The sequence below is a fragment of the Curtobacterium sp. MCPF17_051 genome, from assembly GCF_003234595.1.
Classification (GTDB): domain Bacteria; phylum Actinomycetota; class Actinomycetes; order Actinomycetales; family Microbacteriaceae; genus Curtobacterium; species Curtobacterium flaccumfaciens.
The window spans coordinates 1-19,835 of record NZ_QKSE01000001.1 but is presented as its reverse complement, the minus strand read 5'-3'; the positions used below and the strand labels follow the sequence as shown (position 1 = coordinate 19,835).

Annotated in this window: 24 protein-coding genes; 9 read left to right on the top strand and 15 right to left on the bottom strand. The window is 71.4% G+C overall.

Annotated elements, in window-relative coordinates; genetic code table 11:
- Positions 1–3 precede the first annotated feature (3 nt).
- On the top strand, positions 4–213 hold the full coding sequence (locus DEJ35_RS00120) for a carboxymuconolactone decarboxylase family protein (RefSeq protein ID WP_111091335.1): 210 nt from the start codon (positions 4–6) through the stop codon (positions 211–213).
- Positions 210–1,403 (top strand): MFS transporter, encoded by a 1,194-nt coding sequence (locus tag DEJ35_RS00115; RefSeq protein WP_111091334.1) that lies wholly within the window; start codon positions 210–212, stop codon positions 1,401–1,403. Before DEJ35_RS00120 ends, DEJ35_RS00115 begins: the two co-directional genes overlap by 4 nt.
- Positions 1,404–1,412: 9 nt before the next feature.
- Here the strand turns inward: DEJ35_RS00115 and DEJ35_RS00110 are convergent, their stop codons facing one another.
- Together DEJ35_RS00110 and DEJ35_RS00105 are read right to left on the bottom strand one after the other, a co-directional pair.
- On the bottom strand, positions 1,413–2,384 hold the full coding sequence (locus tag DEJ35_RS00110) for an NAD(P)-dependent oxidoreductase (protein ID WP_111191900.1): 972 nt from the start codon (positions 2,382–2,384) through the stop codon (positions 1,413–1,415).
- A 152-nt stretch (positions 2,385–2,536) separates the two neighbouring features.
- A complete protein-coding gene (locus DEJ35_RS00105; protein ID WP_181435457.1) occupies positions 2,537–3,022 on the bottom strand; it encodes a DUF4126 family protein in 486 nt (161 codons plus the stop codon).
- 129 nt (positions 3,023–3,151) lie between these two features.
- Between DEJ35_RS00105 and DEJ35_RS00100 the strand changes: the two genes are divergently transcribed.
- Positions 3,152–3,802 carry an NAD(P)H-binding protein gene (locus DEJ35_RS00100; RefSeq protein ID WP_111091331.1) on the top strand — a complete coding sequence of 217 codons (651 nt, stop codon included), beginning with the start codon at positions 3,152–3,154 and terminating at the stop codon, positions 3,800–3,802.
- Between the two features lie 108 nt (positions 3,803–3,910).
- On the opposite strand, the gene DEJ35_RS00095 is transcribed toward DEJ35_RS00100, so the two are convergent.
- Positions 3,911–4,612, bottom strand: a complete 702-nt coding sequence (locus tag DEJ35_RS00095) for an SDR family oxidoreductase (protein ID WP_110862940.1) — start codon at positions 4,610–4,612, stop codon at positions 3,911–3,913.
- Between the two features lie 95 nt (positions 4,613–4,707).
- Here DEJ35_RS00095 and DEJ35_RS00090 point away from each other — a divergent pair, with 95 nt between their 5' ends.
- Positions 4,708–5,103, top strand: a complete 396-nt coding sequence (locus tag DEJ35_RS00090; protein WP_111191854.1) for a MerR family transcriptional regulator — start codon at positions 4,708–4,710, stop codon at positions 5,101–5,103.
- A gap of 59 nt (positions 5,104–5,162) precedes the next feature.
- Here the strand turns inward: DEJ35_RS00090 and DEJ35_RS00085 are convergent, their stop codons facing one another.
- The 8 genes from DEJ35_RS00085 to DEJ35_RS00050 form a co-directional block, all read right to left on the bottom strand.
- The gene (locus DEJ35_RS00085) at positions 5,163–6,440 is read right to left on the bottom strand and encodes a family 1 glycosylhydrolase (RefSeq protein ID WP_111091329.1); all 1,278 of its coding nucleotides are present in this window, start codon (positions 6,438–6,440) and stop codon (positions 5,163–5,165) included.
- Positions 6,441–6,493: 53 nt separating this feature from the next.
- The gene (locus DEJ35_RS00080; protein ID WP_111191853.1) at positions 6,494–7,366 is read right to left on the bottom strand and encodes a carbohydrate ABC transporter permease; all 873 of its coding nucleotides are present in this window, start codon (positions 7,364–7,366) and stop codon (positions 6,494–6,496) included.
- Complete coding sequence (locus tag DEJ35_RS00075) at positions 7,363–8,316, bottom strand: carbohydrate ABC transporter permease (RefSeq protein WP_111028862.1); 954 nt, start codon at positions 8,314–8,316, stop codon at positions 7,363–7,365. The genes DEJ35_RS00080 and DEJ35_RS00075 overlap by 4 nt, the downstream gene beginning before the upstream one ends.
- A 25-nt stretch (positions 8,317–8,341) precedes the next feature.
- Complete coding sequence (locus DEJ35_RS00070; RefSeq protein ID WP_111091327.1) at positions 8,342–9,607, bottom strand: ABC transporter substrate-binding protein; 1,266 nt, start codon at positions 9,605–9,607, stop codon at positions 8,342–8,344.
- A 134-nt stretch (positions 9,608–9,741) separates the two neighbouring features.
- The gene (locus tag DEJ35_RS00065) at positions 9,742–10,752 is read right to left on the bottom strand and encodes a LacI family DNA-binding transcriptional regulator (protein WP_111091326.1); all 1,011 of its coding nucleotides are present in this window, start codon (positions 10,750–10,752) and stop codon (positions 9,742–9,744) included.
- A 167-nt stretch (positions 10,753–10,919) separates the two neighbouring features.
- Positions 10,920–11,564: a response regulator transcription factor gene (locus DEJ35_RS00060; protein WP_110862923.1), complete on the bottom strand. Its 645-nt coding sequence runs from the start codon at positions 11,562–11,564 to the stop codon at positions 10,920–10,922.
- Positions 11,561–12,904, bottom strand: a complete 1,344-nt coding sequence (locus DEJ35_RS00055; RefSeq protein WP_111191852.1) for a sensor histidine kinase — start codon at positions 12,902–12,904, stop codon at positions 11,561–11,563. The genes DEJ35_RS00060 and DEJ35_RS00055 overlap by 4 nt, the downstream gene beginning before the upstream one ends.
- Before the next feature lie 129 nt (positions 12,905–13,033).
- Positions 13,034–13,726: a DUF6766 family protein gene (locus DEJ35_RS00050; RefSeq protein WP_258370038.1), complete on the bottom strand. Its 693-nt coding sequence runs from the start codon at positions 13,724–13,726 to the stop codon at positions 13,034–13,036.
- 245 nt (positions 13,727–13,971) lie between these two features.
- On the opposite strand from DEJ35_RS00050, the gene DEJ35_RS00045 reads away from it, so the two are divergent.
- The 4 genes from DEJ35_RS00045 (at position 13,972) to DEJ35_RS00030 (ending at position 15,872) form a co-directional block, all read left to right on the top strand.
- Positions 13,972–14,196 carry a hypothetical protein gene (locus DEJ35_RS00045; protein ID WP_110862921.1) on the top strand — a complete coding sequence of 75 codons (225 nt, stop codon included), beginning with the start codon at positions 13,972–13,974 and terminating at the stop codon, positions 14,194–14,196.
- 5 nt (positions 14,197–14,201) lie between these two features.
- Positions 14,202–14,381, top strand: a complete 180-nt coding sequence (locus DEJ35_RS00040; protein WP_111191851.1) for a hypothetical protein — start codon at positions 14,202–14,204, stop codon at positions 14,379–14,381.
- Positions 14,378–14,857 (top strand): hypothetical protein, encoded by a 480-nt coding sequence (locus DEJ35_RS00035; protein ID WP_111191850.1) that lies wholly within the window; start codon positions 14,378–14,380, stop codon positions 14,855–14,857. Before DEJ35_RS00040 ends, DEJ35_RS00035 begins: the two co-directional genes overlap by 4 nt.
- Positions 14,858–14,918: 61 nt before the next feature.
- Complete coding sequence (locus DEJ35_RS00030; protein ID WP_110862918.1) at positions 14,919–15,872, top strand: AraC family transcriptional regulator; 954 nt, start codon at positions 14,919–14,921, stop codon at positions 15,870–15,872.
- 16 nt (positions 15,873–15,888) lie between these two features.
- Here the strand turns inward: DEJ35_RS00030 and DEJ35_RS00025 are convergent, their stop codons facing one another.
- Positions 15,889–16,611 (bottom strand): SDR family NAD(P)-dependent oxidoreductase, encoded by a 723-nt coding sequence (locus DEJ35_RS00025; RefSeq protein WP_110862917.1) that lies wholly within the window; start codon positions 16,609–16,611, stop codon positions 15,889–15,891.
- 193 nt (positions 16,612–16,804) lie between these two features.
- On the opposite strand from DEJ35_RS00025, the gene DEJ35_RS00020 reads away from it, so the two are divergent.
- Positions 16,805–17,137, top strand: coding sequence for a DUF4190 domain-containing protein (locus DEJ35_RS00020; RefSeq protein WP_110862916.1), 333 nt, complete (start codon positions 16,805–16,807; stop codon positions 17,135–17,137).
- Positions 17,138–17,220: 83 nt separating this feature from the next.
- Here DEJ35_RS00020 and DEJ35_RS00015 read toward each other — a convergent pair whose 3' ends face one another.
- From DEJ35_RS00015 to DEJ35_RS00005, 3 genes are all read right to left on the bottom strand, one after another.
- Entirely contained in the window at positions 17,221–17,790 is a 570-nt protein-coding gene (locus tag DEJ35_RS00015; RefSeq protein ID WP_110862915.1) for a manganese efflux pump MntP family protein, read from the bottom strand.
- A gap of 231 nt (positions 17,791–18,021) precedes the next feature.
- Positions 18,022–18,876: a LamG domain-containing protein gene (locus DEJ35_RS00010; protein WP_110862914.1), complete on the bottom strand. Its 855-nt coding sequence runs from the start codon at positions 18,874–18,876 to the stop codon at positions 18,022–18,024.
- The gene (locus tag DEJ35_RS00005) at positions 18,873–19,757 is read right to left on the bottom strand and encodes a S26 family signal peptidase (protein ID WP_110862913.1); all 885 of its coding nucleotides are present in this window, start codon (positions 19,755–19,757) and stop codon (positions 18,873–18,875) included. The genes DEJ35_RS00010 and DEJ35_RS00005 overlap by 4 nt, the downstream gene beginning before the upstream one ends.
- Positions 19,758–19,835 lie beyond the last annotated feature (78 nt).

Genomic DNA, 19,835 nt, shown 5'->3' with positions numbered 1-19,835 from the left:
TCGCTGCCCACCCGTGAACTCCTGACCCTCGCGCTGCTCGCGGCACTCGGCGGGGCCGACGCACAGGTGCAGGGGCACGTGGCCGGCAACCTGAACGTCGGGAACACCCGCCAGCAGATGCTGGACGTCCTGACCGTGCTCGTCCCGCTCATCGGCTACCCGCGCACGTTGAACGCCCTGGCCGCCCTGAACGAAGGAGCACCCGCAGCATGACCACCGACCACTCGATGTCGACGGGCCGGACCCTGCTGTTCGCCGTCGCCGGGGGAGCGGCGGTGGGCAACCTGTACTGGTCGCAGCCACTGCTCGACGACATCGCATCGTCGCTCGGCACCTCGGCGTCGCTCGCCGGGCTGCTGGTCACGCTCACCCAGGTCGGCTACGCCCTCGGCATCCTGCTCGTCGTGCCGCTCGGGGACGTCCTCGACCGCCGACGCCTGATCCCCTGGGTGCTCGTCGCCTCGGCCGTCGCGCTGCTGCTCGCCGCGATCGCGCCGAGCTTCGCGACGCTCCTGGTCGCCCTCGCGCTGGTCGGGCTCACCACGGTCGCCGGGCAGCTCCTCATCCCGCTGGCCGGGGACCTCGCCGACCCCGCGCAGCGCGGACGCGTGGTCGGCACGATCGCGTCCGGTGTGCTCACCGGCATCCTGGTGTCGCGGACGATCAGCGGCCTGGTCGCGGACGCGTTCGGGTGGCGCGCGATCTACGTGTTCGCCGCCGTCGTCGCCCTCGTCCTCGCGGTGCTGCTGCGCCGAGCCATCCCGCAGCTCGAAGCCCGCGGCAAGGTGCCGTACCCGCAGCTCATCCTGTCGGTGTTCCGTGCCGTCCGGACCCACCGGACCGTGCAGGTCACGCTGGTGATCAGCTCGTCGGTGTTCGCCGTGTTCACGATGTTCTGGACCGCGCTGACGTTCCTGCTGAGCAGCGACCCCTACGACTTCTCCACCAGCAGCATCGGGTTGGTCGGGCTGGTGGGGCTCGCGGGTGCCGTGGCGGCGCAGCGGGTCGGGCGACTGCACGACCGGGGGCTGTCGGTACCCGTCACCGGGGGAGCGATCGTGCTCCTGCTCGTCTCCCTGGTCGTCGCCGGGGTCGGTGCGCACTCGATCGTCGTGGTGCTGCTCGCCGTGCTGCTGCTCGACGTCGCGGTGCAGGCGGCGAACGTGCTCAACCAGACCCGGCTCTTCTCGGTCGACCCGGCCGCGCGGAGCCGGCTCAACACGGCGTTCGTCACCTCGAACTTCATCGGCGGTGCGCTCGGTTCGGCGCTGGCGTCGGTGCTGTGGAACGCCGGGGGCTGGACGGCGGTCACGATCGGCGCCGCGGTGTCGGCGGGGTTCGCCGCGACGGTCTGGGTCGTGCACCGGAACCGCGGCCTCGTGGTCGAGCCGGACCGGACCTGACCGCGGGGCTCAGCGGACCAGGGGGTTCGTGACCTCGAGCTCGCCGTGGTCCACGAGCCAGCGCACGGCGTCCAGCACGGTCTCCTCGGCGGTGAACGCCGGTGCGTAGCCGAGCAGACGACTCGCCTTCTCGGTACTGAACACCTGGCTGCGGGACAGGTGCTCCCAGCTGGCGTCAGCGTGTTCCGGAGCCGTGGTCTCGCGGAACCGGTCCCAGGTGACGGAGTCGAGCCGGGCCTCCTGGCCGAACCACGACGCTGCCAGGTGGGCGTACCCGCGCACGGTGAGCGCCGTCGGAGCCGTGACGAAGAAGTCCTCGCCCGCCGCCGCATCGCGGTGCTCGACCGCGAGCTGGAACGCCTGCGCGACGTCGTCGGCGTGCACGTGGGCCATCGTCTCGGCGCCGAGACCGGGGACCTCGAGCGGTTCGCCGGCGGACAGCTTCGTCAGCACCGAGGTGTCGAGGTTGCCGAGCGGACCGATCGGGGTCCAGCCCGGACCGCTGATGTGACCGGGGTGCAGCGACGTCGTGACCAAACCGCCTGAGGCAGTTTCTTCCTTGAGCATCCGGGCGATAGCGTCCTTCTGGACGCCGTAGTCGCCGAACGGCGGGGTCGCGTTCTGCTCGGTGATCGGCAGCACGTGCGAGACACCGGCGCGCCAGATCGAGCCGCAGTGCACCAGGTGCGTGCCGGTGCCACGGAGCGCGTCGACCAGCGCTGCGGCCGAGGACTCGGTGAAGCAGACGAGGTCGACGACGGCGTCGGCACCGAGCGCGGCGATGCGGCTGCCGAAAGTGCCGTCGCGGTCCTCCTGCTCGCGGTCGGCGGTGATCCGCTCGACCTGCTGCCACTCCGGGGCGTCGGCGTACGGGGTGCTCGTGCCGCGCGTGACGGCGACGACGCGGTGACCCGAGCGGACGAGGCGGGGGACGAGGAACGACCCGATGTGGCCGGTGGCTCCGATGACGACGATGTGCATGAGGGCCACCGTAGGCCGAGGCGTGCGGATCGTGAGCAGGAACGGTCGGGTGCGGCGGTGCGACCCGACCGTTCCTGCTCACGAAGCGCGCACGCTGCGAGTGCGGCGAGCGCGACGCCCGCGGCGAGCAAGCGCGGCACGCCGGGCCACGCTCAGTCGGCGGTGATGACCTTCACGGAGCCGGCGATGGCCGCAGCGTCCTCGGCGAGCGCGACGACGGGGTCGGGCAGGCCCGCACCCCCGAGGGCCTTGCGCGCACCCCAGCCGACGAAGCTGCCGACCAGGGCACCGAGGCCACCGAGGATCGCGCCCTCGATGCGCAGGTCACGCTTGCCGGTGGTGCCGAGGGCGGCGCCGGCCAGGGCACCGGACGCGACACGTCCGAGCAGCGCGGAGGGGGCGATGCGGTTCGGGGTCTTCGGCAGCTTGTCGCCGATGAGCTCACCGACGGCGGAGGCGACGAGCAGGCCGCGGCCGACCGGGGTGCTGAAGACCTTCCACTGCTGCCACGAACCCTTCAGCGAGGACCGGTCGTGGTTCAGTGCGAGGACGGCGAGCGGGGTGGCGCTCCGGCCGCCGCTCATGATGCCGAGGACCAGGGTGCGGACCAGGGTGTGCTGCTCGTGCTGCTTGCTCATCGTGACTCCTGTCGTGTTGCCCCCGACGGTACGCACGGTGACCTCGGGTGTTCCGAGCATCGCGGGCGATCGCCGGGCGCACGTCCGGCGTTCCCCGGGCACGGAGCCGCCCCGAGTAGCGTCCGGCGCATGAGCAACGTCATCGTCCTCGGCGGCCACGGCAAGGTCGCACTCCTCGCCACCCGCATCCTGTCCGAGCGCGGACACACGGTCACCTCCGTCATCCGGAACGCCGACCAGTCCGACGAGATCCGGGCGCACGGCGGCGAACCGCACGTTGCGGACATCCAGCAGCAGTCCCTGAACGACTTCGCCGAACTGGTCCGCGGGCACGACGCCGTGGTGTGGTCGGCCGGTGCCGGTGGCGGTTCCGTCGACCGGACCTGGGCCATCGACCGCGACGCTGCGGTGCTGTCGATCCAGGGGGCGAAGCAGGCCGGCGTCGACCGCTACGTGATGGTGTCGTGGTCCGGCTCACAACTCGACCACGGGATCCCGCAGGACCAGGACTTCTTCGCGTACGCGCAGTCGAAGATGATCGCCGACGCCGTGCTCCGCGACTCGGGGCTGCAGTGGACGATCGTCGCCCCGAGCACCCTCACCGACGACGAGCCGACCGGCTCCGTCGACTGGGACGGCTCGCCGACCCAGGTGCCGCGGGGTGACGTGGCGCACGTGGTCGCCGACGTCGTCGAGAACCCCGGCACGGCAGGCAACACCTTCCGGTTCAACACGGGGTCGACCCCGGTGGCGGAGTTCCTGCGCGCCGACGCGGTCTGACCAGGACCGAAAGACCCACGGACGAACGGGGTCGCGGCGGTCCTCCCGCCGCGACCGGCGTCCCTCTGTCAGGAGTGAGCCGAGCTGCCCGTCGTGTCGCCGCGGCACTCAGGCCATCTGCGCGTAGAAGCGCTCCGGTGCATCGGCGAGTGACGCCTTCACCATCCGGCTCCAGTCGTCGACCAGCACCTCTGCCACGCCGCGCTCCACACCGTCGAGTGCCGCACGAGCCACGTCCGTCGGGTCCGTCTTCGGGCCGTCGTAGTCGCCCATCATGTCGGTGTCGGCCGCACCGAGGTGGAGTCCCTGCACGCTGATGCCCCGGTCGGCCAGCTCCAGGCGGACCGCGTTCGTCATGTTCCACTCGGCCGCCTTCGCCGCGGCGTAGCCACCGGCGCCGGGTGCCGCGAACCACGACAGTGCCGACAGCACGTTGACGATCGCGCCGCCGCCGTTGTGCTCGATCACCGGCGCGAAGGCGCGGATCATCGACAGGCTGCCCCAGAAGTGCGTGTCCATGGCCTTCCGGACGATGGCCAGGTCGTCGGTCACCAGGGATCCCTGCGTCGAGATGCCGGCGTTGTTCACGAGCAGCGTCACGTCGCCCGCGGCGGCGGCCACCGCGTCGACCGAGGCCTGGTCGGTGATGTCGAGGGGCAGCGCGACGACGCCCTCGACGTCGACGAGTTCGGGGCGGCGTGCGGTCGCGTAGACCTTCGACGCGCCGCGCTCCAGCAGCTCCAGGGCGAAGCGGCGTCCGATGCCGCGGTTCGAGCCGGTGACGAGTGCGACCGATCCAGCGATGTCCATGGTGTCTCCTCCTGCCGCGCGGGTGTCTCCTGCAGCGGCTCGGCTACGCTAAGACCTCACATCCATGTCAGGGGCAAGCCCGGATCGGAGCACACATGCGCATCGGAGACCTCGCCGCCGCGACCAGCGTCAGCGTCCGCTCACTGCGGTACTACGAGGAGCAGGGACTGCTCACCGCGTCGCGCACCGCGAGCGGGCAGCGGATCTACACGGACGCAGCCGTCGAGCGGGTCCAGCTCGTGCAGCAGCTGTTCGCCGCCGGGCTCGCGAGCCGCACGATCGTGCAGCTGCTGCCCTGCGTCGACCGTGGGGAGTCGACGCCGGAGTCGTTCGCGCTGCTCATCGGAGAGCGGGATCGGATCACCGCGCAGCTGGCCGAGCTCGAGGCCGTCCGGGGGCGGCTCGACCAGGTCATCGCGATCACCGAGCACCCCACCGCCGAACACTGCCCGGCGCTGCGTGACCGGCCTGCTGAGCCGGTCGCGGCCTGAGACGCGGCACCGGGACGGACTGGAGGCGCGGGACCGACCCGACCCGCGCCTCCAGTCACTCAGGTGGTCGCGGACAGGGCCGCTGCCACGGCCTGTTCCTGTCGCGAGTGCGCAGCGAACGCGTCGGCGACCGGGTTGCGGCGACGGTCGAGACCGCCGGCGCCGTCCTCGACGAGGTCGAAGAGGCCCATCGTGAGCAGGTGCTCCTGGCGTGGGGCGTCCGTGTGCCGCCAGGTCCACTCGTACATGTCGAACAGCGGCCACCAGGTGTAGCCGACGACCGGCACCCCCTCGTCGCGGAGCTCCCGCACGGCCGTGACCGAGGCGTCCAGCCAGCCGATGCGCTCCTCGACCGAACCGGTGACGCACGTCTCCGTGAGCATGACCGGGGCACCGTAGCGCTCGGCGTAGGTGGTGAGCACGTCGCGGAGCCCCTCGACGCCGGTGTCCTCGTAGGGCCGCGGGTCGGCGAACCCGCCGCCGTGGTGCACCCCCGCCTCGAACACCTCGGTGGAGTGCAGCGGGTAGTAGTTGACGCCCATCACGTCGGGCCGGACCGCGTGCTGCCGGAACCAGTCGAGGTCGGCGTCGGTGACGCCCCCCGAACGCAGCCGACCGACCAGGGGGTGCGCGTCGTCGACGCCCCCGGTGACCAGGTCCTCGACCAAGAACGTCTGGGCGCGCAGGCGGGCGACCGTGTCGCGGTGTTCCGGGGCGTCGACGTCGCCCACGTACCGGATGCCGGCGTCCACGTGCACGAAGGTGGCGGCGTCTCCGAGTTCGCGGGTGATCGCGTGCTGCGTCGAGACGAACCCCTTCGCCAGGGCGGACGCGATCCGGGCCGACCCCTCGGCGCCGGTCAGGTACGGGGGCCAGTACCCGTACTCACCCGAGAACAGGGCGTGGATGACCGGCTCGTTGACGGGCGTGTAGTCGGTGGCGACGTCGCCGTACCGCGCCGCGAACCGGGCGGCGTACTCGGTGACGTGCGCCGGGTAGTCGGGGTGGGCGAACTGCCCGTCGAGCCAGAGCGGTGTGCCGTAGTGCAGCAGGTCGACCACGGGCCGCAGGCCGGTCTCGCGGAACCGCGCCATGACGCCGTCCACCCACGACCAGTCCCAGACGCCGGGCTCGGGGGCGACCCGGTACCAGGGGACACCCCAGCGCAGGAGCTCGGCGCCGACGTCGACCGCCAGCCCGAGGTCGGCGGCGTACTGCCGGTAGTGGTCGGTCAGCTCGTACTCGTCGATGGGCCGTTCGCCCGGTCGGGCCTGCGGGACGAAGGTGTCCTCGATGCCCAGGGCGAAGTGCAGCCTGCCGTCGTCGGACCAGTGCATGGTGTCTCGTTTCGTGGTGGGCACGGCCGCTCCGGGCTCGTGCGGTGTCGTCGTCACTTGAGCCCGGTGCTGGCGACGCTCTCGATGAAGCGGCGTTGCACGAGCAGGAACATGACGGCGAGGGGCAGCACGGCGATCAGGGCGCCGGCCATCATCACGCCCTGCGGGATGATCCCGCCGGGCCCGGTCAGCAGGGTGAGGCCGGACGTGATGGTCCCCATGTCCTGGTCGGTGGTGAACACCAGCGGCCAGAGCAGGTCGTTCCAGTTGTTGACGAAGGTGAAGATGCCGAGGGTGAGCAGGGCGGGGACCGCGTTCGGCAGGACGACGCTCCGGAAGATCCGCCACTCCGAGGCCCCGTCGATCCGCGCCGCGTTGTCCAGGTCGCGGGGGAGCGACACGAAGAACTGACGCAGGAAGAAGATCCCGAAGGCGTCGGCCGCCCGCGGCGCGATCAGCCCCGCGAACGTGTTCACCCACCCGAGGTCGGACACCAGTTGGTAGATCGGGATGAGCGTCGCCTGGAAGGGGATCATCAGGCTGGCGACGATCACGATGAGCAGCACCCTGCTGCCCCGGAAGTCGAGCCGCGCCAGGGCGTAGGCGGCGAGCGCGTCGAACGCCAGCGCGAACACCGTCACACCGCCGGCGAAGGCGAAGCTGTTCAGGATGAGCCGCCCGAACGGCAGCTGCGTGAAGATCGCCCGGAAGTTGTCGAGCGTCCAGGTGTGCGGGAACAGCGTCGGCGGGTAGGCGTTGACCTCGCTCGCCGGTTTGAACGCGGTGAACACGATCACGAGGACGGGGAGCAGCACCGCCAGGGTCACGACGGCCACGGCGGCGAAGCCGAGCCACCGCATCGACGGCTGTCGACGGGCCACCGTGCTGCGTCGGACGACGGTCGCGGGACGGGGGAGCGCGGTCATGATGCGGTGTCCTCTCCGCGCTTCCCGAAGAACAGGAACTGCACGAGGCTGAGCAGCAGGGTCGCGATGAGGAGCACGTACGCCAGGGCGCTCGCGAACCCGAGGTCGAGGTCCTTGAAGCCGGACTGGTAGATCTGCATGACGATCGTCTCGGTCGACCGGTACGGGCCACCGCCGGTCAGGACGTAGATCTGGTCGAACGCCTGCAGCGCGGCGATGAGGGCGACGATCACGACGAACGCCATCGTGTTGCTCAGCATCGGGAAGGTGACGTTCGCGAACCGCTGGCGGCCGTTCGCCCCGTCCAGCTGCGCTGCCTCGTACAGGCTGGTGGGGATCTCCTGCAGCCCGGCCAGGAAGATCACCATGTAGAAGCCGAAGTTCTTCCACACGGCCACGAGCACCACGGTGGGCATCGCGAGCGTCGGGTCCTGCAGCACGTTGCCGAGCCGGATGCCGACGAGCTGCAGCCAGTGGTTCAGCAGGCCGATCTGCGGGTCGAGCAGGTACGACCACGCGAACGCGGCGACGGCCAGGGACACGATGAACGGCAGGAACAACGCCGACCGGAAGAACCCGCGGAACGGCAGGGCCGGGTGATTCAGCACGAGGGCGAGCACCAGGGCGACGACGATCGCGACGGGGGTGAAGAGCACCGAGTAGAGCGCGGTGTTGCCGATGGACCGCAGGACGTCGGGGTCGGTGAAGACCCGGACGTAGTTCGCGAACCCGATGAACGACGGGTCGCCGAACCCGCTGGCGTCGGTGAACGACAGCTGGAGCGCCGAGAGCATCGGCCAGAGCACGAACGCCCCGAGGATGACGATCGCGGGTGCGAGGAACCCGACGATGGTGGCGCGGCGGCGGAACGTGCCGTTCAGGGGCGATCGTCCGCCGAGTTGGCCCGGTGGTCGGTACCGACGGCGTCGGCCGAGTTGCTGCGTGGTCACGAGGGTCCTCCGAGGGCCGCTGCTGCTACTTCAGGGCCGACTGCACGTCGGCGTCGGCGGTGGCGAGGAGCGATTCGGGGTTCCCGCCGGCCATCGCCTTCTGGGTCGCGGTGTCCACGGCGGTGAGCACGTCAGCGCTGTCGACCACGCCGGGCAGGAGCGGGATCGTGGTGCCCGGCAGCCCGGTGAGCGTCGCGACCGTCGGGTTCTCGTCGACGTCGGCGGCGGTGACGTCGGTGCGGAGCGGCGGCCAGCCCGAGCCGAGGGCCCACTTCGTCGCGACGGACTGCTCGTTGAAGTAGCGCAGGAACCGCTCGGCTGCGGCCTGCTTCGCGTCGTCGGTCTGGGCCGTCACACCGAGCGAGATGCCGATGGCCGAGGCCACCTGTGCTTCGGGGCCCGCAGGGATCGCGGCGATGCCGTAGTCGATGTCCGAGGCCTCGGCGACGCCGGCCATCCAGGGACCGCCGATCTCCATGGCGGTCTTGCCGGCCGTGAAGAGCTTGTCCGCAGCGATGCCGTCGACACCGGTCGGCGAGATCTTGTCGTCGCGCACCGCCTTCGCCCAGTACTCGAGCGTCTCGGCGTTCGCGGCGGAGTCGATGGTGGACTTCGTACCCGCCTCGTTCGTGATCGATCCGCCGTTGCCGGCGAACAGGCTCGGCCAGATGCCGTTGCCGACGGTCTGGTGGTCCGGCAGCACGAGCCCGTACTGCTCGGGGGTGCCGTCGCCGTTCTCGTCCTTCGTGAGCTTCTTCGCGTCGGCGACCCACTCGTCCCAGGTGGTCGGGAAGGAGTCGATGCCGGCCGCTGCGAACAGCTTCTTGTTGTAGATCACGGAGAGCGGGACGAACCCGCTCGGCACCCCGTACTCCTTGCCGTTGACCCGCTCCATCGCGACGGCCTGTTCCTTCAGGTCCCCGGTGTTGTTGGCGTCGTCGGCGTAGAAGTCGCTGAGGTCGACCAGCGCCTTCTTCTGGGCGTAGACCGGCAGCCGGTCGGAGGTCATCGCGACGAGGTCCGGGCCCTTCTTCGCGGACAGGGCGGGGAGCATCGTGTCGTCGATCACGGCCCAGGTCTTCGTCTGGGTCGTGATGGTGACCTTGTCCTGCGAGGCGTTGAAGTCCTTGACGATGCCGTCCAGGACCTTGCCGTCGGCCTCGGTGTAGCCGTGCCAGAACGTCAGGTCGACGTGACCGCCGTCACCCGACGACCCGGGGGAGCCGGCGCACCCGGCGAGGGAGAGCGACGCCGCTGCTGCGAGCGCGACGACCGCGATGTGCTTCTTCATCGAAAACCTGCCATCCGTCCGGCACGTCGGTGTGCGGACCTCGTCCATCCCGGATTTACACCGGTGTAAATGTGGACAGTAGCCGGTGCTCGACCGCCCGGTCAAGGGGTCGGGGAGCACCCGTGGTCACCGGGTCAGGCAGAGACCGAGCGCAACGGTCCGGACGACGCCCGGACGACGAGCGCGTGCGGCGAGCGCAGCACCCCCGGTGTCGCCGGGGCGCCCTCCTCGAGCTGGGCGACGAGCACCCCGACCGCCGTCGCCGCGACGCGGTCCAGGTCGGCCGACACCGTGGTCAGCGCCGGGGTCGAGTACGCCGACTCCTCGATGTCGTCGAACCCGACGACCGCGACGTCGTCCGGCACGGTCCGGCCCGCGAGCTGCAGGGCACTCATCGCCCCGAGCGCCAGCGCGTCGTTGCAGCAGACGATCCCGTCGACCGGCACGCCGGCGTCGAGGAGTTGGCGTGCAGCCGCCGCCCCCTCGGCCCGGTGCCACAGCGCGGTCGGCACCACCCGCTCGGGCGCGAACGGCACGCCGTGGCCGTCGAGCGCCTCGCGGTATCCCCGCAGTCGCTCCTGCGCCGTGCGCACGGGGCCCGACGGATCGGACCCGATGAACGCGATCGACCGGCGACCGGCGTCGAGCAGGTGCGCGGTCGCGTCCCGCAGCGCGTCCGCGTTCGACATGGCGATGAACGGAACGGGGGCGTCCGGGATCGGCTCACCGAGCACGACCAGGGGGAACTTCACCTCGAGCGCGCCGGCGTCGCTCGGCCGGACGGTCAGCGGGCTGTAGATGATGCCGTCGATCGAGTGCTCGCGCATCCGGGTGATCGCGTCCGCCTCGCGCACGCCGCTCGCGGTCTGCTCGATGAGCACCGTGTAGCCCACGGCTCCGGCAGCGCGGATGACGGCGTCGGCGAGTTCGGCGAAGTACGCCTGCCGCAGTTCCGGCACCGCGAGCCCCAGCACCTTGGAGCGTCCGGCGCGGAAGTTCCGGGCCGAGACGTTGAGTTCGTAGCCGAGCTCGTCGACGGCGGCCATCACACGGTCGCGCGTGCGGACGGAGACGTGTTCGTAGCCGGACAGCACGTTCGAGACGGTCTTCTTCGAGACACCTGCCACGGCGGCGACGTCGCTCATCGTGGGCGGAGAGCGGTGCCCCTGCGCCATCGGGCGCCCCCTCTCACGTGCGGACTGTGTTCGGCAGGAACCTACCGCACCAGCGTGGTGCGGACCGGACGGGAGGCCCGTGGCGGGCCCGCCACGGGCCTCCCGCTCAGGCTCGGTCGGCCCGTCCAGGGCCCCGCTCAGTCCGCCAGGAACCGCAGGACCGCGAGCACCCGCCGGTTCTCGTTCGGCGTCGCCTCGAGCCCGAGCTTGGTGAAGACCGCGGTGACGTGCTTCTCGACGGTCCCGCCGGACAGGAACAGCGTGTCCGCGATCGCGGCGTTCGACCGGCCCTCGGCCATCAGGCGCAGCACGTCGGTCTCGCGGGCGGTCAGCGAGTCGAGCGGACCGCTCGTGGTACGCGGCGCCTGGACCAGTGCGGCCGCCACCTCGGGGTCGAGCACGACGTTGCCCGCGGCGACCTGGTGCAGTGAGTCGATGAAGGTACCGACCTCGGCGACCTGGTCCTTGAGCAGGTACCCGACGCCGACCGTTGCGACGTCGAGCAGCGCCCGCGCCCACTGCGCCTCGGCGTACTGCGAGAACAGGAGCACCCCGACGTCGGGCCGGACGTCCTTCACCCGCACGGCCGCACGGACGCCCTCGTCGGTGTGGGTCGGCGGCATCCGGATGTCCATCACCACGACGTCGACCGCACCGTGCGCGACGGCGGCCACCGCAGCGTCGCCGTCCGACACCGGCACGACCTCGTGCCCGCGACCGCGCAGCAGGGACGTCAGCCCCTCGCGCACGATCGTGTTGTCGTCGGCGACGACGATCCTCACCGTTCGGCTCCGCTCGGCATGCGCAGCCGGATACGGGTCGGGCCACCGGCGGGGCTGTCCACCTGCAGGTCACCGTCCACGGCGCGCAGCCGTTCCAGCACGCCGGCCAGGCCGGTGCCGTGACCGTCGGGGGTGCCGAGGGCGACGTGTGCCCCACCGTGGCCGTCGTCCTCGACCTCGACGAGCAGGTCGGTGCCGAGCATGCCGACCCGGACGGCGGTGGCCGAGGCGCCGGCGTGCTTCGACACGTTCGTCAGCAGCTCGAGCACCCCGAAGTACGCGATGCCCTCGACGACGCGGGACGGCCGGACGGGCAGGTCGACCGACAGCGCGACGGGGAACGGGGTGCGGGAGCACGCCGAGGTCAGCGCGGCCTCGAGCCCCTCGTCGAGGACGGGCGGGTGGATGCCGCGGGCCAGGGCGCGGAGCTCGACCAGGGCCTCCTTCGTCGACGCGTGCGCCCGGTCGACCAGCGCGGTGACCGCGTCCGGGTCGGCGCCGGTCTGCAGGCGGTCGCGGGCGTCGCCGAGGGTCATCGCCAGGCCGACGAGCCGGGCCTGGGTGCCGTCGTGCAGCTCCCGCTCGATGCGGCGCAGGGTGGTGTCGGCGTCGAGCACGGCGGCGTCGCGCGAGGCCGTGACCTGGCGGAGCCGCAGGTCACGTGCGGTGGCACCGAGCAAGGCGCGGATGACCACACGCTGCAGCGCCGCGAGCCCGTGGTTCACCGCGGGCCAGAGGAACAGCACGATGAGCAGGCCGAACACCGCGAACGCGGCCTGCATCGGCGGGGTGTCGACGTACACGCCGAGGAACTGCGCACCGCTGTGGAGCTCGCCGTCCGCGCCCCGCTGCGCCGGCAGGAAGTGCCCCCACGCCGCGTGGGTCATCGCGCCCAGGCCGCTGACGAGCACCGCGGTCGAGACGGCGAACGTGGTGGTGGTCAGCACGAACCCCGCGAGCAGGTACGCGAACGCCCGCCACGTGGGGCCGTCCGACAGCCGGGCGAACGCGGTGCCGAGCGGCGTCGAGCCCGCTCGGGGCGGTGCCGGGGCGACGACGGCCTGCCCGAGCAGCGCGGCGGACATCCGGCGGGTGACCGCGGCGAACCAGTGCGACCCACCGAGCAGGAACGCGGCGACGACCAGGCCGACCCAGGTCAGCGACACCGGGATGCCGACGGCCAGCACCACGACGAACCAGGCCAGGGCGGCGATCGCGATCGGCAGGTGCGCGGCGTGGAACGCGAAGGCCCGCCACGTACTGCCGTCGGCGACGGCGCGGAACGGTCGGAACCGGGGGACGGTGGTGGGTTCGCCCGGGGTGGCGACGGCGGTGTACATGCGGACCTCTTCGTGTCGGTGACGAGCTTATTGCCCGGCACCAGCCTCGCCGCGGGGGTCCGCCCGCACACCGGTGCTGCCCCCCGTGGTCGGTGGGGAAACCCCGCGATCGTCGTCAGCCGGGTCCGGTCAGGCGCCGGTCTGCTCCGTCGGTGCGGCCACGGCCTTCGACTGGCTCGACCCTCGTTGCCGCAGGGACACGGTGGCGATCACCATCACCGAGATGACCAGGAACTCCGACTGCCAGTTCTGCATCGACTCGAACCAGAACTGGCTCGTGCCCAGGTAACCCCACGCCGAGACGACACCGCCGCCGTGCTCGAGCTGCTCCTCGTTGTAGGCCGCCGCACCACCGATCAGGTGCCCCACCACACTGCCGAGGAACAGCACCGCGAACAGGATGAGCAGGGAGTTCTCGTACAGCACGAGCACGATCCCGCCCCGGCGCACCGGCCACGGAGCCTTCGGGTCGTCGGCGTGCTCCCGTGGGTCCTCGTCCTGCGGGCTCTCCTCGTCCAGCGGCTCGGACTCGCTCGACCCCTTCTGGAACAGGAACACCGTGAACACGATGTACGCGCCCATCTGCAGGAACTCGCTCTCCCAGTTCTCGAACGTGGCCTCGGCGAAGTCGCCGCTCGTCAGGAAGCCCCAGAGCGACTCGGCCACCTCGCCGTGCTGGAGGGCGTCCGCCACGGACACCCGCCACCCGGCGAACACCATGCCGATGAAGCACACGACGAAGACGGCGACGTTCGCGAGCAGCAGGCCGTGCCGTCGCACGCGCTGCCACCCGCCCGATCCGTTGAGCAGGCCGAGGGTCACCGGGTCCTCCGTTCGTCGTGTCGAGGCCATCCTGGTCCGGACACGACGAACGCCTTCGCAGGGCCGTCCTGGCCGGATCGCGCTGGTGCGCCACCCCGTTCCGGACACCTTCCGCAGCCCGCCTGTCCGACTTTCGCCGTCCGGCCCCGGTTCGTCCACGGTCACCGGGGAGCACGACCTACCGTCGATCCCACCCCGATCGACAGGACCGCCGGCGAGGACGCAGAGAGGAACGGACCCGAGCGATGACCACCACGACCACCTTCACCACCGACACCGCACTCGCCCCGAAGCACGCCCACACCGCCGTGGCCCGCCGTGCACGCTGCGTCTCCGAGCGCAGCCCCTTCACCGAGATCCGCGAACAGGCGCGGCTCCGGACGCTCATGGTCGCCGCGACCGCGACCGGGATCGTCTCGGTCACCGCCACGGCATCCGCGGCCGTCGTCGTGATCGGCCTCGGCGCATGATTCCCGTGGCCCACCCCTCCGACGACGACGCGATGGACGAACTCCGGGCACAGCCCTTCGAGTGGCGCCGCCGCGGCCTGATGCCCCCCATCGAACTCGAGGCGCTCATCGCCCGGCGGCTGTCCGGCGTGGTGCGGGGCGTCCCGGCTGATCCGACGTACGCGGACTTCTTCGTCGCAGCGTGAGCGCCGTCACCCTCGTGGCCGAACCGACCGTCTCGTCCGGAGCGCCGGTCGGGTTCGGAGCGCTCGACACCGTCCGCCACCGGCACGACGAGTGGATGCGCGGACTGCTGGCGCACGAGGCCGCCCTCGACGACCCCCGGGACCGGCTGCTCGCCGTGTTCACCCACCTGGAGCACCGTCTCGTGGCCGACGGGCACCGCGCGTGGTCCGGCGCGGCCCACGGCGGAGTTGAAGCCGCCGCCGACGGAACCGACCTCAGCGACCTGCTGCACGACCAGCTGCGGCAGGTCGAGGCACACGTCGCCGAACGCTGCGCTGCGGCCGCGTTGCCGGTGCACCTCGGCCAGGCGCTCACCCTGCTGCTCCACGGAGCGCACGTCGAGGCGACCGTCCACCGCTCGGTGCAACCGGTCCGCACGGCCCGGACCGCCGCGGCGATGTTGCTCGCGGTGCACGAGGGTGACGCCCTGTTCTGACCGCATCTGGACAATCGCGCGATGGGCCCGAACCGGGGTGTGAAACTACTGCTCGAGCGACATGAACGACGACACCGAGCAGCCCGCGCGTATCCGGGTCGACGAGCAGGGCACGGACCTCGCAGCTGCGAAGCAGACCCTCGCGACCGCGTACGACGGCATCGAGTGGCACGCCGACACCACGGGCGACGGGTTCGACTACCGGTACACGGCGGCCGGCGACGGCACGATGACACTCCGCGCCGTGCGCTTCGGTGGACGCCTGACGGGTGAGATGCCCGCCGGTGACGACTTCGTCGTCCAGTGGATCACCCGCGGGCTCGGCGTCCTGGGCGACGGCGGCTCCGCCATCCACCTCGTGCCGGGGCGCCCGCAGATGTGGCCGAACGAGGCGTTCCCGTTCCGCTTCGAGGACTACGACCAGCGGCTCGTCCAGGTGAACCGCAGCGCCGTCGAGGGAGTCGCAGCCGAGCGTGGCCTGTCGCTCCGCCGCTTCGACCACACCGCCCAGATCGACGACGCGGCGATCCGGCAGTGGCGGCAGACGGTCCAGCTCATCTCCGCGACGACCCTGGACCGACAGGCGTCCCCGCTGCTGCAGGCCGAGATGGGCCGGCTGGCCGCGGTGTCCCTGCTCGAGCTGTACCCCCGCGCCACCGCCGGCCTGCCGCACGAACTCCTGCTCCCGCAGCACCGTCGGATCCGGCAGGTCGTCGAGTACGTCCACGAGCACGCGCACCTGCCGATCACCAGCACCGACCTGGCCGAGATGGCGCACCTCAGCCTCCGCGCCCTGCAGGCCGCCTTCCAGCGGCTGCTCGGCATGTCGCCGAACGCCTACATCCGCTCGGTGCGGCTCGACCGCATCCGGACCGAACTGCTGGCGTCCGACCCGGCCACCACGAACGTCGCCGACGTCGCCCGCTACTGGGGCTTCGCCCACGCCGGCCGGTTCTCCGCCGCGTACGCCGACCGGCACGGCGAGTACCCGAGCGAGACGCTCCGACGCTCCTGACGGCGGTGCGCGCGACTCAGAGCGTGACGCCGGTGGCAGTCGCGAGCGCGTCGAGCAGTTCGGTGCGGAACCGCTGGTCGGCGACCGCCGGGTGCGGTTCCTGCTGCTCCCCGTGGAACCAGTAACCGCCCGTCACGGTTTGATCGGGGTCGGTCGCGAGCGTCTCCTGCGTGCGGTGTCCCAGCTCGAAGTCGTCCGGAGCGCCGGCCCCGCCCATCTTGGTCGCCACCCAGCCCGGGTCGACGGCGTTGCTCAGCACGCCCGGGCGTCGGAGCGGCACCTCGGCGGCGAGCGCCGTCACGAACAGCTTCGTGTCGGAGTACGAGTTCGTCTCCGAAGCGCCGGTCCAGTCGACGGTGTCCAGGCGCGGGCGGCCGCCCCGGTGCATCCCGCTGCTCAGGTACACGTGCCGCTTCGGGGCCTGCAGCAACGCGGTGAACAGGTAGGGCGCCACGACGTTGACGGGCACCAGGGAACGGCCCGAGATCACGCCGGCGTTGTGCACGACGGCGTCGAGCGGGGTGCCGGCGTCGAGTTCCCGAGCGGTGGCGATCACGGCGTCGCGGTCCGCCAGGTCGGCGACGACGAGTCCGGCGCCGCGCTCCACCAGGTCGGCGACCGCCTCGGCGCGGGCCCGGTTGCGAGCGTGGACGACGACGTCGTGTCCGCTGCGGAGCAGCGAGTCGGCGGTTCCCCGCCCGAGGCCGTCGGTGGATCCGGTGACGAGGATGCGTGCCATCCGCCCATCATGCGCCCGACGGCTGCGGCGAGTCCGGCAGGTGGACCGGCAACGGGCGGACGGGAGGCGCGGTGCGGGCCCGCCACGGGCCTCCCGGCTGTTCACGGCTCCCCGTCACACCTCTGCACATTGCGGCCCGCTGGTCCTGTACGTTCCTGCGTAGACATCCCCTGACCAGAGAGGACGCGGCGCCATGAGTGACGGCACGCCCCAGTACAACCAGCAGAACCCGAACCCCTACGCCGCCGGCGGGCAGCCCTACGGCGCTCCGATGCAGCCGTCGTCCGACCGCTTCAACGTCATGGCGATCGTCGGGTTCGTCCTGGCGTTCGTGGTGAACATCGCCGGCCTCGTGGTCTCGATCATCGCGCTCTCGCAGATCAAGAAGACCGGGGAGCGTGGCCGCGGCCTCGCCCTCGCCGGCGTCATCATCAGCGCCCTGTCGCTCGTGTTCGGCATCATCTGGATCATCTTCGTGGTCGCGGTCCTCGCGAACGCCCCCACCAGCACCACGGGCGGGTACTGACGCCCACCAGCACCACACCGGAGGCCCGTGGCAGCTCGCCACGGGCCTCCGGTGTGTTCGAGGCTGGTTCCTGAGTCCTGGCCTCAGCCGATGACGCCGGTGTGCTCCAGCACGATGTTCAGGCCGATCAGGATCAGGACGACGCCACCCGCGATCTCCGCCGGCTTGCCGAACCGGGCGCCGACCCGGCGACCGACGACCACCCCGACGAACGACAGCACCGCGGTCGTGATCCCGATGAGCAGCACCGCGCCGCCGATCGACACGGGCAGGAACGCCAGGGTGACCCCGACCGCCAGGGCATCGACGCTGGTCGCGACCGCCAGCACGAGCAACTGGCGGATGGGCAGCCGGTCGGTGTCCTGCTCGGTGTCCTCGTGCGTCGAGAACGCTTCCCACAGCATCTTCCCGCCGACCAGGGCGAGCAGCCCGAACGCGATCCAGTGGTCGAAGGCCGCGATGTCCTGCGCGAACGCGGACCCGAGCAGCCAGCCGAGCAACGGCATCACCGCCTGGAACACCCCGAACGTGAGCGCGATCACGATCGCGTGCCGCACGTCGAAGCGCTTCATGTGCAGGCCCTTGCCGAGGGCGACGGCGAAGGCGTCTGCGGAGACGCCGAGCGCGATGAGGAAGAGGGCCCAGAACGACATGGGGGCGGCGCCTTTCGAGACGGTCGGACGGAGACGTCGACGTCTCAGGACCTGACGATCCTGGCATGGTCCACGGGACGAAAAGGCCTGATCAGCGGGATTCGTCGCCCCGAATCCGCGGGTTGGTGGGCCCGGTCCGCCAACCCGGCCCACGTTGTCGACGCCACCAGAGACGGCCTGGAGGCCCGGGGCGGGCACGGCCACGGGCCTCCCGTCCGGCAGGCAGCCCTGTCAGGAACCGGCGGCCGCGTGCGCGGCCACCTGGCTGGCCGTCAGTTCGGTGCCGTAGACGGCGGCGTACCGCATCGACCCGGTGAAGTACGGGTTGCTCGTGGAACCCGGCCACCCGCTGACGACGTCGTAGCCGACGCGGAAGTACCCGGTGAAGTTCTCGGGGCTCTTGAAGGCCGCGTTCGACGCCACGAGCGTGCCGTCGACGTACAGGCGCATGCCGTTGGTGGGCGACATCGTCGCCACCGTGTGGTGCCAGACGCCGTCGGTGTAGGCCTTCGGCGAGGTGAGTACCTGCGTGGTGCCGCTGTACGTGCCGAACGCGAGCTGGCCGCTGGTGGTCAGGTAGAGCTTCCGATCGTGCTGGCCCGACGCACCGGTCTGGCTGCTGCCGAAGCCGATGAGCATGCCACCGGCGACCGTGGTGCGGAACCAGACCTCCTCGCTGAAGGTCGTGGGGTTGGCGTACGAGCGCGGGGTGGAGACGTAGCTCGTGGACCCGTTGAGCGCGTAGGCGCTGCCGCTGTCACGCGGGCAGGCGTTCGGGCTCGGCGTGGTCGCGGTCATGGTGCCCTGGTAGGTGCCGTTCGCAGCACGACCGGACCAGTCGGTGGCCGTCCGCGAACCCGAGGCCTCGGTCAGGCGGTACGCGAACAGGGCGTTCGCGGTGTCGGCGCCGACGGCGCCCGTGCACGTGAAGTAGGGCGCGGTCGCCGCGGTGTTCGCGCTGTTGGTCACGCGTGCGCTGTACGCCGAGCGGGTCGGGGCGAACTGGTTCAGCAGGACGACGACGGCCAGGGCGACCACGAGGAGGACGGCGACGACGCGGCCGTCGCGCAGGCGGCGGAGGATCACGAGGGACGCACCGTCTCGACGCGGCCGACCGCCAGGCACGCCACGAGCGGCACGAGGCACACGGCGATCAACGCGACCCAGCCCAGGGGATCGAGGTCGATGTTCGACATGAGCTGGTAGTGCCCGTTCTTCGTCAGCTCGTGGATGACGACCCGGCCCATCTCGCCGTCGACCAGGTGGACGCTGTTCCCGCCGTGGGCGTCGACGCGGACCGGGAAGATCCCCGACGAGATCACGGTGGCCTCGACCCCCGTCGGGCTCGAGGTGTTCGTGATCGTCGTCACGTTGACGAACGGCTTGAACACGAACGCCGCGTACGAGACGGTGAGGGCGCTGCCCGCGATCCGGAGGCAGGAACGGGTCACCCGGTCGGTGAACGCGCTGGTCAGGGTCAGGATGATCAGCGTGCCGATGAGCAGGATCGGCGCGGCGCGGAGCAGCCAGCCGATGCGGGGGACCAGGAGCGCGGGGGTGCCGATGACGTCGGCCTGGGTGAGCGTCCACGGGTCGGTCGCGCCGTTGACGTCGCCGCGGGTGTGGAGCCCGCCGTCCGCGTCGATCGAGACGATGCGGTGCGTGTAGACGACGTCCGGGTTGGCGGAGGTCTCGAACGAGACGATGTCGCCGACGCTGAGCGTGGCGACGTCCACCGGCAGGTCGAGGACGAGGGTGCCGACGGGGGCGGCTTCGCCCATCGACGGGGTCTCGACGACGAACCAGCGGCCGCCCGCGGAGAGGAACAGGACCGCGGCGGTGAGGAGCAGTGCGGCGATCGCGGCGACCGACCAGGCGAGGACCGTCTCCGAGCGGGTGACCTGACGGCCGCGGAGGACCGGGCGGTCGAGCATGCCGCTGAGCGGGATCGCTGCGGTCTGGCTCATGGGCTCTGCTCCGGGAGGTCGTGGTGGGGCGGTGGTGGGGCTGGTCGTGCTGGACTTGCTGGTCTTGCTGGGGTGGGT